14 protein-coding genes are annotated in these 12,338 nt (G+C 71.3%); 8 read left to right on the top strand and 6 right to left on the bottom strand.

Annotation, left to right across the window (positions count from 1 at the left end; translation table 11 throughout):
• Positions 1-10: 10 nt before the first annotated feature.
• Entirely contained in the window at positions 11-547 is a 537-nt protein-coding gene (locus ACH54P_RS07125) for a hemerythrin domain-containing protein (RefSeq protein ID WP_489911528.1), read from the bottom strand.
• 123 nt (positions 548-670) lie between these two features.
• On the opposite strand from ACH54P_RS07125, the gene ACH54P_RS07120 reads away from it, so the two are divergent.
• Positions 671-2,188: a CYTH and CHAD domain-containing protein gene (locus ACH54P_RS07120; RefSeq protein ID WP_489911527.1), complete on the top strand. Its 1,518-nt coding sequence runs from the start codon at positions 671-673 to the stop codon at positions 2,186-2,188.
• A gap of 630 nt (positions 2,189-2,818) precedes the next feature.
• Here the strand turns inward: ACH54P_RS07120 and ACH54P_RS07115 are convergent.
• The 3 genes from ACH54P_RS07115 to ACH54P_RS07105 form a co-directional block, all read right to left on the bottom strand.
• The gene (locus ACH54P_RS07115) at positions 2,819-3,610 is read right to left on the bottom strand and encodes a SigB/SigF/SigG family RNA polymerase sigma factor (protein WP_489911525.1); all 792 of its coding nucleotides are present in this window, start codon (positions 3,608-3,610) and stop codon (positions 2,819-2,821) included.
• Positions 3,607-4,056: an ATP-binding protein gene (locus tag ACH54P_RS07110; protein ID WP_465451484.1), complete on the bottom strand. Its 450-nt coding sequence runs from the start codon at positions 4,054-4,056 to the stop codon at positions 3,607-3,609. Before ACH54P_RS07110 ends, ACH54P_RS07115 begins: the two co-directional genes overlap by 4 nt.
• A gap of 62 nt (positions 4,057-4,118) precedes the next feature.
• Positions 4,119-4,448, bottom strand: coding sequence for a plasmid stabilization protein (locus ACH54P_RS07105; protein WP_489911524.1), 330 nt, complete (start codon positions 4,446-4,448; stop codon positions 4,119-4,121).
• 136 nt (positions 4,449-4,584) lie between these two features.
• On the opposite strand from ACH54P_RS07105, the gene ACH54P_RS07100 reads away from it, so the two are divergent.
• A complete protein-coding gene (locus tag ACH54P_RS07100) occupies positions 4,585-5,547 on the top strand; it encodes an LLM class F420-dependent oxidoreductase (protein WP_489911523.1) in 963 nt (320 codons plus the stop codon).
• An 84-nt stretch (positions 5,548-5,631) separates the two neighbouring features.
• The gene (gene ctaD, locus ACH54P_RS07095; RefSeq protein WP_489911522.1) at positions 5,632-7,392 is read left to right on the top strand and encodes an aa3-type cytochrome oxidase subunit I; all 1,761 of its coding nucleotides are present in this window, start codon (positions 5,632-5,634) and stop codon (positions 7,390-7,392) included.
• Positions 7,393-7,408: 16 nt separating this feature from the next.
• Here the strand turns inward: ctaD and ACH54P_RS07090 are convergent, their stop codons facing one another.
• Entirely contained in the window at positions 7,409-7,774 is a 366-nt protein-coding gene (locus ACH54P_RS07090) for an STAS domain-containing protein (RefSeq protein WP_489911521.1), read from the bottom strand.
• A gap of 295 nt (positions 7,775-8,069) precedes the next feature.
• Between ACH54P_RS07090 and ACH54P_RS07085 the strand changes: the two genes are divergently transcribed.
• Complete coding sequence (locus tag ACH54P_RS07085; protein ID WP_489911520.1) at positions 8,070-8,798, top strand: ANTAR domain-containing protein; 729 nt, start codon at positions 8,070-8,072, stop codon at positions 8,796-8,798.
• Positions 8,799-8,867: 69 nt separating this feature from the next.
• Here ACH54P_RS07085 and ACH54P_RS07080 read toward each other — a convergent pair whose 3' ends face one another.
• A complete protein-coding gene (locus ACH54P_RS07080; protein ID WP_489911519.1) occupies positions 8,868-9,077 on the bottom strand; it encodes a hypothetical protein in 210 nt (69 codons plus the stop codon).
• A gap of 188 nt (positions 9,078-9,265) precedes the next feature.
• On the opposite strand from ACH54P_RS07080, the gene ACH54P_RS07075 reads away from it, so the two are divergent.
• From ACH54P_RS07075 to ligD (ACH54P_RS07060), 4 genes are all read left to right on the top strand, one after another.
• Positions 9,266-9,463 carry a hypothetical protein gene (locus ACH54P_RS07075; RefSeq protein ID WP_489911518.1) on the top strand — a complete coding sequence of 66 codons (198 nt, stop codon included), beginning with the start codon at positions 9,266-9,268 and terminating at the stop codon, positions 9,461-9,463.
• Between the two features lie 123 nt (positions 9,464-9,586).
• Positions 9,587-10,525, top strand: a complete 939-nt coding sequence (gene ku / locus ACH54P_RS07070; protein ID WP_489911517.1) for a non-homologous end joining protein Ku — start codon at positions 9,587-9,589, stop codon at positions 10,523-10,525.
• Complete coding sequence (gene ligD, locus ACH54P_RS07065) at positions 10,522-11,466, top strand: non-homologous end-joining DNA ligase (protein WP_489911516.1); 945 nt, start codon at positions 10,522-10,524, stop codon at positions 11,464-11,466. Before ku ends, ligD (ACH54P_RS07065) begins: the two co-directional genes overlap by 4 nt.
• A complete protein-coding gene (gene ligD / locus ACH54P_RS07060) occupies positions 11,463-12,332 on the top strand; it encodes a non-homologous end-joining DNA ligase (RefSeq protein ID WP_489911515.1) in 870 nt (289 codons plus the stop codon). Before ligD (ACH54P_RS07065) ends, ligD (ACH54P_RS07060) begins: the two co-directional genes overlap by 4 nt.
• Positions 12,333-12,338 lie beyond the last annotated feature (6 nt).

Here is a 12,338-nt window from a genome sequence, read left to right as displayed (position 1 = left end):
CGCTCGTTCGTCAACCGGGCGAGTCCGTACCCCCGTCCGGCGCACGCAGGGCGGCCCGCGCCCGGTCGACGAAGCCGGGGCCCGGCCACAGCTGGTCCGCCTGCGGCATCCGGTCGGCCAGATCGGGGTGCGGCAGCGACGCCGCGGCGTCCCGGATTTCGAGGACCTCCTTGCCCAGCTCGGCGCGCCGCTCCGGGGAGCAGGTCAGCCGGACCTGGCGCACGGCCGCGGGGCCCTCCTCGCGGACGTGCCGCCGGACGGCGCGGATCAGCCCGCCCAGCAGGCGCTCGAACCGGGTCTCCTGCGGTCCCGCGCCCTCCAGCTCCCGCATCAGGCCGTCGGCCTCGGCCAGGTCGCCCTCACCGTCCAGGTAGGGCTCTTCGGCGACGGTGTGCCGGACCAGCTCCGCGATCAGGTGGTCGGCGAGGTCCTTGCGGTTCTCCGGGCTGCCCTGGCCGAGCTCCAGCTCGGTGCACAGCCGGTCGAGCTCGCGGTGGTCGCCGGCGAGGACGGTGGTCAGGTCGGTTGCGGGCTGGCTGCCGTTCATGCACGCTCCTGGTCCGGGCTCGGTTTCCGGATCGGATACCCGCTGCTCGCCCGCCGAATCCCGTGTCGACCTGGCACCGACCGGGTATTTCGTGAGGAGAACCGGCCCCTGAGGAGGATTCCCATGGCAGCGCCCACGTCGGTGACCGAACGCGAGCGCAAGTACGAAATCGTCGCCGGCAGCGGCGTGCCCCGGCTGATCGGCGTCGCGGGCGTGAAGACCCAGGACGACCCGGTCGAGCAGATCCTCGACGCGTCCTACTACGACACCGAGTCGTTCCGGCTCGCCAGGAGCGGCATCACGCTGCGGCGGCGCGTCGGCGGCCACGACGCGGGCTGGCACCTCAAACTGCCGGTGTCGGCCGACGAACGGCAGGAGATCCAGCTCCCGCTGGGCGGCGACGCCCACAAGGTCCCCGGCCGGCTCCGGCGGCTGGTCCGGGCGTACACGCTGGGGGAGAAGCTGGTGCCGATCGCGCACCTGCGCACCGACCGGTTCGCCCACCGGCTGGCCGACGCCGACGGCCGGACGGTCGCGACCCTCACCGACAACCACGTCACCGGCGAAGCCGGCGGGGAAACCGCGACGCTCGACGAATGGCGCGAGCTGGAGCTGGAGCTCGACCCCGGAACCGACCCCGGCCGGCTCGAGGACTTCGACCGCGCCCTGGCCGAAGCCGGGGCCTCGGCGTCGCCGTGGCCGTCGAAGCTGCGCCGCCTCATCGGCGACCGCGTCACGGCGTCGCCGCGGGCCAAGAAGAAGCCGTCGGCGGGGGAAGTCGTGCTGACGTCGCTGCGCGAGCACTACGCCCGGCTGCGCCGGGCGGACGTCGGCGTGCGGCTGGACGTCGAAGACTCCGTGCACCAGATGCGCGTCGCGATCCGGAAGCTGCGCAGCTCGCTCCGCACCTTCGGGTCCATTGTGGACAAGGAGGCGACCGCGCCGCTCGCGGCCGAGCTGAAGTGGCTCGGACAGCAGCTCTCGCCCGCTCGCGACACCGAAGTCACCGAGGAACGGCTTCGCACGCAGCTCGACGAGGTCCCGTCGGAGCTGGTGTTCGGGCCCCTGCGCCAGTACCTGACCCGCTACTTCGCCCGGGAGGCCGAGGAGGCGCGTGCCCGGGCGATCGAGGCCCTGACCGGCAAGCGGTACCTGAAGCTGCTGCGGGCGCTGGACCGGCTGCTCGAGAAGCCGCCCCTCACGGCGGAGGCGCGCAAGCCCGCGAAGGCGGCCCTGCGCAAGCCGCTGCGCAAGGCGGCGCGGAAGCTGAGCCGCGCCGAAGCGGCGTCCCGCGGCCTCGAGGGCGACGAGCTGGAGCCGGCGCTGCACGAGGTCCGCAAGAAGGCGAAGCGAGCCCGCTACGCCGCCGACACGGTGAAGCCGGTGTACGGCAAGAAGGTGCGGAGCTGGCGGAAGAACGTCAAGGCGGTCCAGAGCACGCTGGGCGAGCACCAGGACACGGTGGTCGGCCGCGAGGTGCTGCGGCACCTCACCATCGCCGGGCACGGGGAGAGCCAGAACACGTTCACGTTCGGCCTGCTGTACGGCCAGGACGAGGCGAGGGCGGCGAAGCTGCGGGAGCGGTTCGCGGGGGAGTGGCACCGGCTCAGGAAGGGCGACCGGCCCGGGTGGCTGAGCTGAGCCGACCGGTTCCCGGCCGAAGGGGACTTCCACCGCGACTCGCGGGGAGGTCCCCTTCACTACGCACCGGTCGGGTTGCACCGGTCGGGTTGCCTCGGTCGGGTTGCCTCAGCGCAGCGGCTGCCCCAGCTTGGCCGCTGGCCGCCGCCCCGGAAGGCCGCCCCGGAAGCACGCCCAGCAGCCCGCTCGGCCCCAGCAGCCCGCCGCGCCCCATGCCCGCTCGGCCCCGGCAGCTCGCCGCGCCCCATGCCCGCTCGGCCCCAGCAGCTCGCCCAGCCTCAGCGGCCTGCTGCGCCCAGCAGCCCGCTCGGCCCCAGCAGCTCGCCCAGCCTCAGCGGCCTGCTGCGCCCAGCAGCCCGCTCGGCCCCAGCAGCTCGCCCAGCCTCAGGAGCCCGCCGCCCCAGCAGCCCGCTCGGCCCCAGCAGCTCGCCCAGCCTCAGGAGCCCGCCGCGCCCCAGCAGCCCGCTCCGCCTCCAGCAGCCCGCCGCGCCCTAGCAGCCCCGCCGCGGCCCCAGCGGCGGCGAAAAAGATGGCCGGGTCGGCCCGCGCCCGCGCGAAAGTCATCCGAACGGGTTACGTGGCCGACTCCGGCGAGGTCCGCGAATGCGGTGAAGAACAGATCCGGCAGGCTCAGCCTTCGCCGGTGAGCTTCCCGCGCAGCTGCTCCAGCGTCTGCGACAGCAGGCGGGAGACGTGCATCTGGGAGATGCCGACGCGGTCGGCGATCTGGGTCTGGGTCAGGCCGCCGAAGAAGCGCATCACCAGGATCGCGCGCTCCCGCTTCGGCAGTTCCTGCAGCAGCGGCTGGAGGGCCTCGTGGTTCTCCACCATGGCCATCTCGTGGTCCGGTTCCCCCATCGTGTCGGCCAGCGACAGCGCCTCCGCGTCGTCGTGGACCGGCTTGTCGACCGACAGCGCCTGGTACGCGTTGCCGGCGAGGAGGCCCTCGCGGACCTCGTCGACGTCGAGGTTCAGGTGCTCGGCCAGCTCCGTCGGCGTCGGCGCGCGGCCCAGGCGCTGGGACAGCACCGCCGAGCCCTGGCTCAGGGACAGGTGCAGCTCCTTGAGCCGCCGCGGGACGCGGACGGACCAGCCGGTGTCCCGGAAGTGCCGCCGGACCTCGCCCATGATCGTCGGCACCGCGAACGACAGGAAGTCGTGCCCGCGGGCGGGGTCGAACCGGTCGACGGCGTTGATCAGGCCGATCCGGGCCACCTGGACCAGGTCCTCGCGGGGCTCCCCGCGGCCGGAGAAGCGGGTCGCGATGTGTTCGGCCAGCGGCAGCAGCTCGGTCACCAGCTTGCTCCGCACGACCTCCCGCCGGGGATCGTCGACGTCGAGCCGGCCCAGCTCGTCGAACAGCGGTTCGCAGTGGGCGTATTCGTCCGGGCGGTGGAGGAGGGTTTTCCGTTCGCCGCTCACGCGCTCGTTCCCGGGTTCAGCACCAGCTCGATCGTGACGATGCCCGCGCCTCCACCGGGAAGGACGTCGCAGTGCGCGGTCACCGACCGGCTCAGGGTGGTCAGGACGTGCCAGCCGAACGTGCGGTCGCTCGGCGGCCGCGGGTCCGTCGAGCGGGTCGAAACGACGACGTGCAGGCCGTCGGGGGCCTGCCGGAAGCGGCAGTGCAGCTGCGAGCCGAGCTCGGCCAGCTGCACGAGCTGGGCACACGCCTCGTCGACGGCCATCTTGGCGTCGGCGATCGCGTCCAGGCCGAAGTCGGCGCGCGAAACCATGCCGTGCGTGAGCATGCGAACCAGCGGGATCTGCTCCGCCATGGCGGGCAGCCGCAGCTCCACCAGTTCGTCCAGCAGCCCGTCGACGGCCGGCTTGCCGCCGTACGGGCCGCCACTTCGTGTTTCTTCCATGCGGGAGGTACTACCCATCTGGGGGAAAGCTGACACTTGGTGTTCAGGGATTTCGGGTTTGGTCACCGGCCCAGCGCCCGTTCGAGTTCCTTCTTGGTCATCGTCGAGCGGCCGTTGATGTTCTTCTTCTTGGCTTCGTTGTACAGCTGGTCCTTGGTCGGCCCGCCGGGGCCCTTCCGGTTGCCGGACCGCTCGCCGCCGCGCTTCTGCGGGGACTTGTCCTTCACCGACGTCTTGCTGGCCTGCCGCGACTCACCCGACTGCGCGCGGTTCTTGTTCACCGTGCGGGCCGCGATCTCCTTGGCCCGCTTGCCGCTCGCGCCGCGGTCCTCGGCCGAGTCCTTGACGTGCTCGTACTGGCGTTCGCGCTTGGCGCTCCACGACTGGGGCATGACCGACCAACTCCCTTCGTCTCGCGCGGTGAGTACCCGGTCGATCACCGGGTAAACGTCACCTTCGGGTGGCGGACCCGCCGGTTACCCGGCACCCCGGCCGGGTACGCGGAGGGCTGATCGAGAGGAGGCGCCGATGCGGATCGGCTACACCCTGATGACCGAGCAGGCCGGGCCGAACGAACTGGTCCGGTTCGCCGCCGGTGCGGAGCAGGCCGGCTTCGACTTCGAGGTCATGAGCGACCACTACTCGCCCTGGCTGGACGAACAGGGCCACGCGCCGTACGCCTGGAGCGTGCTGGGTGCGGTCACCCAGAGCACCGACCGCGTCGAGCTGATGACCTACGTGACCTGCCCGACCATGCGGTACCACCCGGCGGTGGTGGCGCAGAAGGCGGCGACCGTGCAGGCCCTCTCCGGCGGCCGGTTCACCCTCGGGCTCGGCGCCGGCGAGAACCTCAACGAGCACGTCGTCGGCCGCGGCTGGCCGCCGGCCAACGTCCGGCACGACATGCTCGCCGAGGCCGTCCAGATCATCGGCGGCCTGTTCGACGGCGGGTACTTCGACTACGAGGGCAAGCACTTCCGCGTCGACTCCGCGAAGCTGTGGGACCTGCCGGAGAAGCGGACGCCGATCGGTGTCGCCGTGTCCGGTTCGCAGTCGGTCAGGCGGTTCGCCCCGGTGGCCGACGTGATGATCGCCGTCGAGCCGAAAGCCGAGCTCGCCCAGGAGTGGGACGCGACCAGGCCCGGGCCGGCGACCCGCAAGGTCGGGCAGCTGCCGGTGTCGTGGGGCACCGACCGCGACGCGGCCGTCAAGCGCGCGCACGAGCAGTTCCGCTGGTTCGCGGGCGGCTGGAAGGTCAACGCCGAGCTGCCCGGCCCGGCCGGGTTCGCCGGGGCGACCCAGTTCGTCCGCGAGGACGACGTCGCCGGCTCGATCCCCTGCGGCCCGGACGCCGAACCGATCGTGGCGGCCGTGCGCGAGTTCGAGAAGGCCGGCTTCACCGATGTCGCCCTGGTCCAGATCGGCGGCGACCAGCAGGAAGGCTTCCTCGACTTCGCGGAGAAGGAGCTGCTCCCGGCGTTGCGGGAGTAGTACCACCCGTTCGGGGTAACGCGGTCCGGCGTCATCAGGAGTAATACGCGCAGTACGGGACAGTGCCAGCGGCGGGAGTTGCGGATGACCGAGGTGAAGCCGGCACCGACCTTGCGAGCGGTGCCGTTGGCGGTGGCGCGGCGCGGCCCGAAGGGCGGGACGCTGCTGTCCCTGATGCGCACCACGGACCCGAAGCAGATCGGGTTGCTCTACCTGGTGACGTCGTTCGGCTTCTTCATGGCGGGCGGCGCGATGGCGCTGCTGATGCGCGGCGAGCTGGCGCGGCCGGGGCTGCAGTTCCTGTCGCCGGAGCAGTACAACCAGCTGTTCACCATGCACGGCACGATCATGCTGCTGCTCTACGCCACGCCGAACCTGTTCGGCTTCGCCAACTACATCCTGCCGCTGCAGATCGGCGCGCCGGACGTCGCGTTCCCGCGGCTCAACGGGTTCGCCTACTGGCTCTACCTGTTCGGCGGGCTGATCGTGCTCAGCTCGTTCGCCACCCCGGGCGGCGCGCCGGACTTCGGCTGGACGGCCTACACGCCGCTGTCGAACGCCATCCACTCGCCGGGCATCGGCGGCGACCTGTGGATCATGGGCCTGATCGTGTCGGGGCTCGGCACCATCCTCGGCGCGGTCAACATGATCACCACGATCGTCTGCCTGCGCGCGCCCGGGATGACGATGTGGCGGATGCCCCTGTTCACCTGGAACATCCTGTTCACCGCCATCCTGATCCTGCTGGCGTTCCCGATCCTCACGGCCGCGCTGTTCGGCCTCGAGGCGGACCGCCGGCTCGGGGCGCACGTGTTCGACCCCGAAAACGGCGGCGCGATCATGTTCCAGCACCTGTTCTGGTTCTTCGGCCACCCCGAGGTCTACATCGTCGCGCTGCCCTACTTCGGGATCATCACCGAGATCGTGCCGGTGTTCAGCCGGAAACCGCTGTACGGCTACCGGCTGATGGTGTTCGCGACCGTCGCGATCACCGGGCTGTCGGCGGTGGTGTGGGCGCACCACATGTTCGCCACCGGCGCGGTGCTGCTGCCCTTCTTCTCGATCATGACCTTCTTCATCGCCGTCCCGACCGGCATCAAGTTCTTCAACTGGATCGGCACGATGTGGAAGGGTCACCTCAGCTTCGAGACGCCGATGCTGTGGTCGGTCGGGTTCATGGTGACGTTCCTGTTCGGCGGCCTGACCGGGATCATCCTGGCGTCCCCGCCGCTGGACTTCCACGTGCACGACAGCTACTTCGTGGTCGCGCACTTCCACTACGTGCTGTTCGGCACGATCGTGTTCGCCACCTTCGCCGGGATCTACTTCTGGTTCCCGAAGATGACGGGCCGGATGCTGGACGAAGGCCTCGGCAAGTGGCACTTCTGGACGACGTTCATCGGCTTCCACACGACGTTCCTGATCCAGCACTGGCTGGGCGACACGGGCATGCCGCGCCGCTACGCCGACTACCTGTCCACGGATGGGTTCACCCTGCTGAACACGATCTCCACGATCGGCGCGTTCATCCTGGGCGCGTCGACCCTGCCGTTCATCTGGAACGTCGTGCGCAGCTACCGGTACGGCGAGCAGGTCCTCGTCGACAACCCCTGGGGATTCGGCAACTCCCTCGAATGGGCCACGACCTGCCCGCCGCCCCGGCACAACTTCCTCGACCTGCCCCGGATCCGCTCGGAGCGCCCGGCGTTCGAGCTGCACCACCCCGAAGTCGTCGAGCGGCTGGTGCAGGAGCGCTACGTCCGGTCGAAGCGGGCCCAGACCCGGGACGGCGATCTCCCCGGCGCGCGGGAAGGGCACGCGGGCGCGGCGGGTTCGGCGCGCTGACGAGCGGACGGGCCGGTCAGGCGCGCGCGGGTTCGGGCCGGGGCGCCGACAGGGTGACGCGCCGGTCGGCACCGGTCACCCGCAGGGCCCGGTCGACCACCGGGTTCGTCCCGGGGACGACAACCAGTTCCGTCCCGCCCTGGCCGGCCTGCAGCGCCGCGTGGAGCAGCACCCGGACGCCCGCCACGCCCAGGAAGTCCACTTCGGACAGGTCGAGGACGAGGCGCTCCGGGGTGGCCCACAGGCGGTCGGAGACGAGGGCGGCCAGGTAGCCGGCCGTCGCGCTGTCGAGGTCGCCTCGTGCGGTGATGAGGACCGAGTGCGGCGCGGGCCACGCCGTGCGCAGCCGCAGGGCCGGGTGTCGTGCTCGGGGGAGGTTCATGTCGGTTCGCCACCTGTTCCGGCGCGGAGCCGCGGCACCGCGCTCTCGGGGGTTGAGGTCGGCTGCTGGGCTGAACCGTCGACCGAGCCTAACCGCGTCCGGCCGGCCCGGCGACCGTCGTTGCTCCGAACGGGCGTGTGGGCGCGCCGCGGTGGTGACCGCTCGTGCCCGGGCCGACCGGGATGCAGTAATGTCGCGCTGGACCCGTTAAAGCGCTAGCGGCCCACTAGTGGCGCGCGCCCGGGTCCTCCCTGGTCCAGAGCGCCCTGAGCAGAAGAATGAGGGGCGTCACCAGATGACGGGCGGCCACGAGCAGCTCACCGCGCGGCTGGACGAAGTCACAGTCGCGATGGAGTCGCTGACCGCGATGCTGGACAGCGAGCTGGATCTCGGCCAGATGTTGCAGGCGGTGTGCGACCACGCCGTGCAGGTGGTGCCGGGGGCCGACATGGCGAGCATCACCCTGGTTCGCGAAGGCGTGCCGGAGACGGTGGCGAGCACCGACCAGCGGGCGGTGAACTTCGACCGCGAGCAGTACCGGATCGGGGACGGGCCGTGCCTGCGCGCGGCCGAGACCGGGCAGCCGGTGCGGGTCGGCGTCGGCGCGGTGGGGGACCTGTGGCCCCAGTTCGTGTCGTCGGCCGAGCAGCTGGGCGTGGCCAGCTTCCTCGCCGCGCCCCTGACGGTGGACGGCGACATGTCCGGCGCGGTGAACCTGTTCGGGTTCGGCGAGCACGGCTTCAGCGAGCTGGGCACGAAGATCCTCGAGCTGTACACGGCGACGGTGGTGTTCGGCCTGCGCAGCGCGCGGCGGTACTTCGCGGCGCGTGAGCTGATCGACCAGCTCAACCGGGCGCTGGAGACCCGCGCGGTGATCGACCAGGCCAAGGGGATCCTGATGGCCGCGCACCGGATCACGGCGGAGGAAGCCTTCCAGCGGCTCGTGAAGCGGTCGCAGGACGGCAACCGGAAGCTCCACGAGGTGGCGGCGGAGTTCGTCGCGGCGGTGGCGACGACGACGTAAGAGGGCGGACGGCGAGCCGACCGTTCCGGTACGCGAGCCGACCCTCTGAGTACGCGAAACGAGCGTCCGTCAGCCGGCGGGGACTTCGTCCGGCGGGGCTTCGGTCTCCGCGACCGCCGGCTCCGGGCGGTGCCGGCTGCGCTGGCACGTCGTGCAGACCAGCGTGCGGCCGAGCACGGTCCCGTCGTCGGCGACAACCTGCGCCACGTGCATGGTCGGGAAGCCGCAGACCTCGCAGGGCAAGCCGTCCTCACGGCTGATGCGGATCTGGGTGCCCATCCGGCCTCCTGCTGTGACGTGGGTCTCACCTACCTTGCCGTCTCCGGCGCCGAAACTGGGCAAATTCACTCGTTCGGCCCAACGCCTGCGCTCTTCGGGGCCTGTTCCGGTGACTCCCGTGTCGCGCGGTGTGATCCGGGGTAGCCCGGCCGCGACAGGTTCACCGGGGTTTGCCGGAGGGGAGCGAGATGCGAGACAAGCGGAACGACCTGCGGCCGGTGGCGGACCTCCTGCTGGAGGACGGCGACTCACCGGAGCAGGAACGCACCCGGCGCAAGGCGGCACTGGCCGTCGCGGCGCGGGCCAAGGATCCCGAGGACTGCGCGCGGCTGCTGGACATGCTGGGCCTGCACCGGACCCGGAAACGCAGCAGCGAGGTCGCCTGATCCGCAGCGGAGCCCGCCGGTCCCGGCGGGCTCCGCCGTACCCGGGGGAAGATCACCGGGACCGCCGCCCGGCGCGTTTCGTGAAGTTCTGACGCGGGTATCGCTGCCGGTGAGGAGGTCGACATGGCTAGACCGGTGTGGAGCGGCGCGCTGAGCCTGGGGTTGGTCACCGTTCCGGTGGAGCTGTACCCGGCGGTGGCGGACCACACGATCCACTTTCACCAGTTCGAACGCGGGACGTCCGACCGGATCCGCAACCGCCGGATCAACGAGCGGACCGGCGACGAGGTCAAGCAGGACGAGATCGTCAAGGGCTACGACGTCGGCGGCGGCGACCACGTGCTCGTCGAACCGGACGAGCTGGACGAGATCGCGCCCGAGCGGTCCCGGCGGATCGACATCGAGCAGTTCGTCGAGCTCGACGACATCGACCCGTGGTTCTTCGACAAGACGTACTGGCTGAAGCCGGCGAAGGAGGACTTCGCCAAGGCGTACGGCCTGCTGCTGCAGGCGATGGACCGCAGCGAGAAGGCCGGGGTCGCCAAGTTCGTGCTGCGCGGCAAGGAGTACCTCGCGGCGATCCGCGCCGGCGAGGACGTCATGGTGCTCAACACCCTGCACTTCGTCGCCGACCTGCGGAAGCCGAAGGACGTCATGGGCAAGCTGCCGAAGCTGCCGAAGCCACGTCCGAAGGAGCTCGACATGGCGATGGCGCTGGTCGACGAGATGACGGCGCCGTGGAAGCCCGAGGACTACCGCGACGAGTACTCCGAGCGCGTCGAGGAGCTGATCAAGGCCAAGAAGGCCGGCAAGGAGATCGCCCACGAAGAGCCGCCGGAGCCCTCGGCCGACGTCGTCGACCTGTTCGAGGCGCTGTCGCGCAGCGTGAAGAACCGCAAGGGCGGCGGCAAGGAACCGAAGAAGAAGGCGAAGAAGCAGCCGCAGGACGACCTGGCCGAGCTGTCCAAGTCGGACCTGGACAAGCTGGCCCGCGAGCAGGGCGTGAAGGGCCGGTCGAAGATGACGCGCGCCGAGCTGGAGAAGGCGCTGAAGGCGTCGTGACCGGACCAGGCTGGCGCGAGCCGACCCTGGCCACGCTCACCGATCGCCGGTTCTCCGACGAGGACTGGATCTTCGAGCGCAAGCTGGACGGCGTCCGCGCGATCTGCGTGCGCGATGGCGGCGCGCCGACGCTGTATTCGCGCAACCACAAGGTGATGGACAACGCCTACCCGGAGCTCGTCGAAGCCCTGGCCGCCCAGGGCGGGCCGCGGTTCGTCGCGGACGGCGAGATCGTGGCGTTCGACGGGGCCGGCACCAGCTTCGCCGCGCTGCAGCCGCGGATCCACGTGAGCGACCCGGACCGCGCCCGGGCCACCGGCGTGCGCGTCTACTACTACCTGTTCGACCTGCTGTACTTCGACGACCAGGACACGACCGGGCTGCCGCTGCGGCAGCGGAAGGCGTTGCTGCGCGACGCGTTCGACTTCGGGGACCCGCTCCGGCTGTCGGCGCACCGGAACGCCGAGGGGGAGAAGTTCTTCGAGGAGGCCTGCCGGCGGGGCTGGGAGGGCGTCATCGCGAAGCGGGCCGACGCGCCGTACCACCACGGGCGGTCACCCGACTGGCTGAAATTCAAGTGCGCGCAGGGACAGGAGCTCGTCATCGGCGGGTTCACCGACCCGCAGGGCGCGCGCCACGGCTTCGGCGCGCTGCTGCTGGGCTACCACGAGGACGGCGTCCTGAAGTACGCCGGCAAGGTCGGCACGGGGTTCGACGAGCAGCTCCTGGCGTCGCTGCACGCGCGGCTGCGCGAACGGGAGACGGCGCGTTCGCCGTTCGCCGGAACGGTCGGGGAACGCGGCGCGCACTGGGTCCGGCCGGACCTGGTGGCGCAGATCGGTTTCTCCGAGTGGACGCGCGACGGGCGGCTGCGGCACCCGCGGTTCGCCGGGCTGCGCGAGGACAAGAAGGCGGCGGACGTGGTGCGGGAGCGGGCGTGACCGAGGAGATTTCCCACGCGGACAAGGTGTACTACCCGGACGACGAGCTGACGAAGGGCGACGTCGTCGAGTACTACCGGGCGGTCGCCGACGTCATGCTGCCGCACCTGCGCGGCCGCCCGCTGACGCTGCGGCGCTTCCCGGACGGCATCGGGGGCCAGGGCTGGTTCCAGAAGCACCCGGGGGAGCACTTCCCGGACTCGGTCCGCGTCGAGCGCGTCCCCCGGCGCGGCGGCGGCACGGACGAGTACGTGGTCTGCGACGACGCCGAGACGCTGGACTACCTGGCCCGGCAGGGCACCCTGGAGTTCCACGTCTGGCTGTCTACTGTGGACGCGCCGGAGCGGCCGGACCGGCTGGTGCTCGACCTCGACCCGCCGGACGGCACGCCGGTCGCCGAGCTGCGCGCGGTCGCGCGGCGGATCCGCGACCACTACGAGCGGGTCGGGCTGACGGCGTTCGTCCAGGCCACCGGCGGCCGCGGCTTCCACATCCTCGCGCCCCTGGACGCGAAGTCGGACACGGCGGTGGTGCTGGAGCTGTCCCGCGCACTGGCCGACAGCGTGGCGGCGGACGACCCGGACCGCCTGACCACGGCCCAGCGCAAGGACAAGCGCGGTGACCGGATCTTCCTGGACGCCAACCGCAACGGCTACGCCCAGACGTTCGTAGCCCCGTATTCCCTGCGAGCCCGCCCCGGCGCGGCGGCCGCCACCCCGCTCGACTGGCGCGAGCTGGGCAAGGCGGACCCGGACGGGTGGAACCCGGCGAAGGAGAAGGCGAGGTTGGCGCGGAAGGAAGATCCGTGGCGGGCGCTGGACGAGCACGCCGGCTCGGCGGAAGCGGCGCTGAAGAAGCTCGGCTGAGGGGCG

Source organism: Amycolatopsis sp. N2S4-7, from assembly GCF_058119595.1.
Note: the sequence above shows the minus strand (reverse complement) of the source record. Positions and strands in the feature narration are given on the sequence as shown.

Excerpts from the sequence above, each read along its gene's own strand:
- ACH54P_RS07125 (WP_489911528.1), bottom strand. The coding sequence starts at position 547 with ATGAACGGCAGCCAGCCCGCAACCGACCTGACCACCGTCCTCGCCGGC.
- ACH54P_RS07120 (WP_489911527.1), top strand. The coding sequence starts at position 671 with ATGGCAGCGCCCACGTCGGTGACCGAACGCGAGCGCAAGTACGAAATC.
- ACH54P_RS07110 (WP_465451484.1), bottom strand. The coding sequence starts at position 4,056 with ATGGAAGAAACACGAAGTGGCGGCCCGTACGGCGGCAAGCCGGCCGTC.
- ACH54P_RS07105 (WP_489911524.1), bottom strand. The coding sequence starts at position 4,448 with ATGCCCCAGTCGTGGAGCGCCAAGCGCGAACGCCAGTACGAGCACGTC.
- ACH54P_RS07100 (WP_489911523.1), top strand. The coding sequence starts at position 4,585 with ATGCGGATCGGCTACACCCTGATGACCGAGCAGGCCGGGCCGAACGAA.
- ctaD (WP_489911522.1), top strand. The coding sequence starts at position 5,632 with ATGACCGAGGTGAAGCCGGCACCGACCTTGCGAGCGGTGCCGTTGGCG.
- ACH54P_RS07090 (WP_489911521.1), bottom strand. The coding sequence starts at position 7,774 with ATGAACCTCCCCCGAGCACGACACCCGGCCCTGCGGCTGCGCACGGCG.
- ACH54P_RS07085 (WP_489911520.1), top strand. The coding sequence starts at position 8,070 with ATGACGGGCGGCCACGAGCAGCTCACCGCGCGGCTGGACGAAGTCACA.
- ACH54P_RS07080 (WP_489911519.1), bottom strand. The coding sequence starts at position 9,077 with ATGGGCACCCAGATCCGCATCAGCCGTGAGGACGGCTTGCCCTGCGAG.
- ACH54P_RS07075 (WP_489911518.1), top strand. The coding sequence starts at position 9,266 with ATGCGAGACAAGCGGAACGACCTGCGGCCGGTGGCGGACCTCCTGCTG.
- ku (WP_489911517.1), top strand. The coding sequence starts at position 9,587 with ATGGCTAGACCGGTGTGGAGCGGCGCGCTGAGCCTGGGGTTGGTCACC.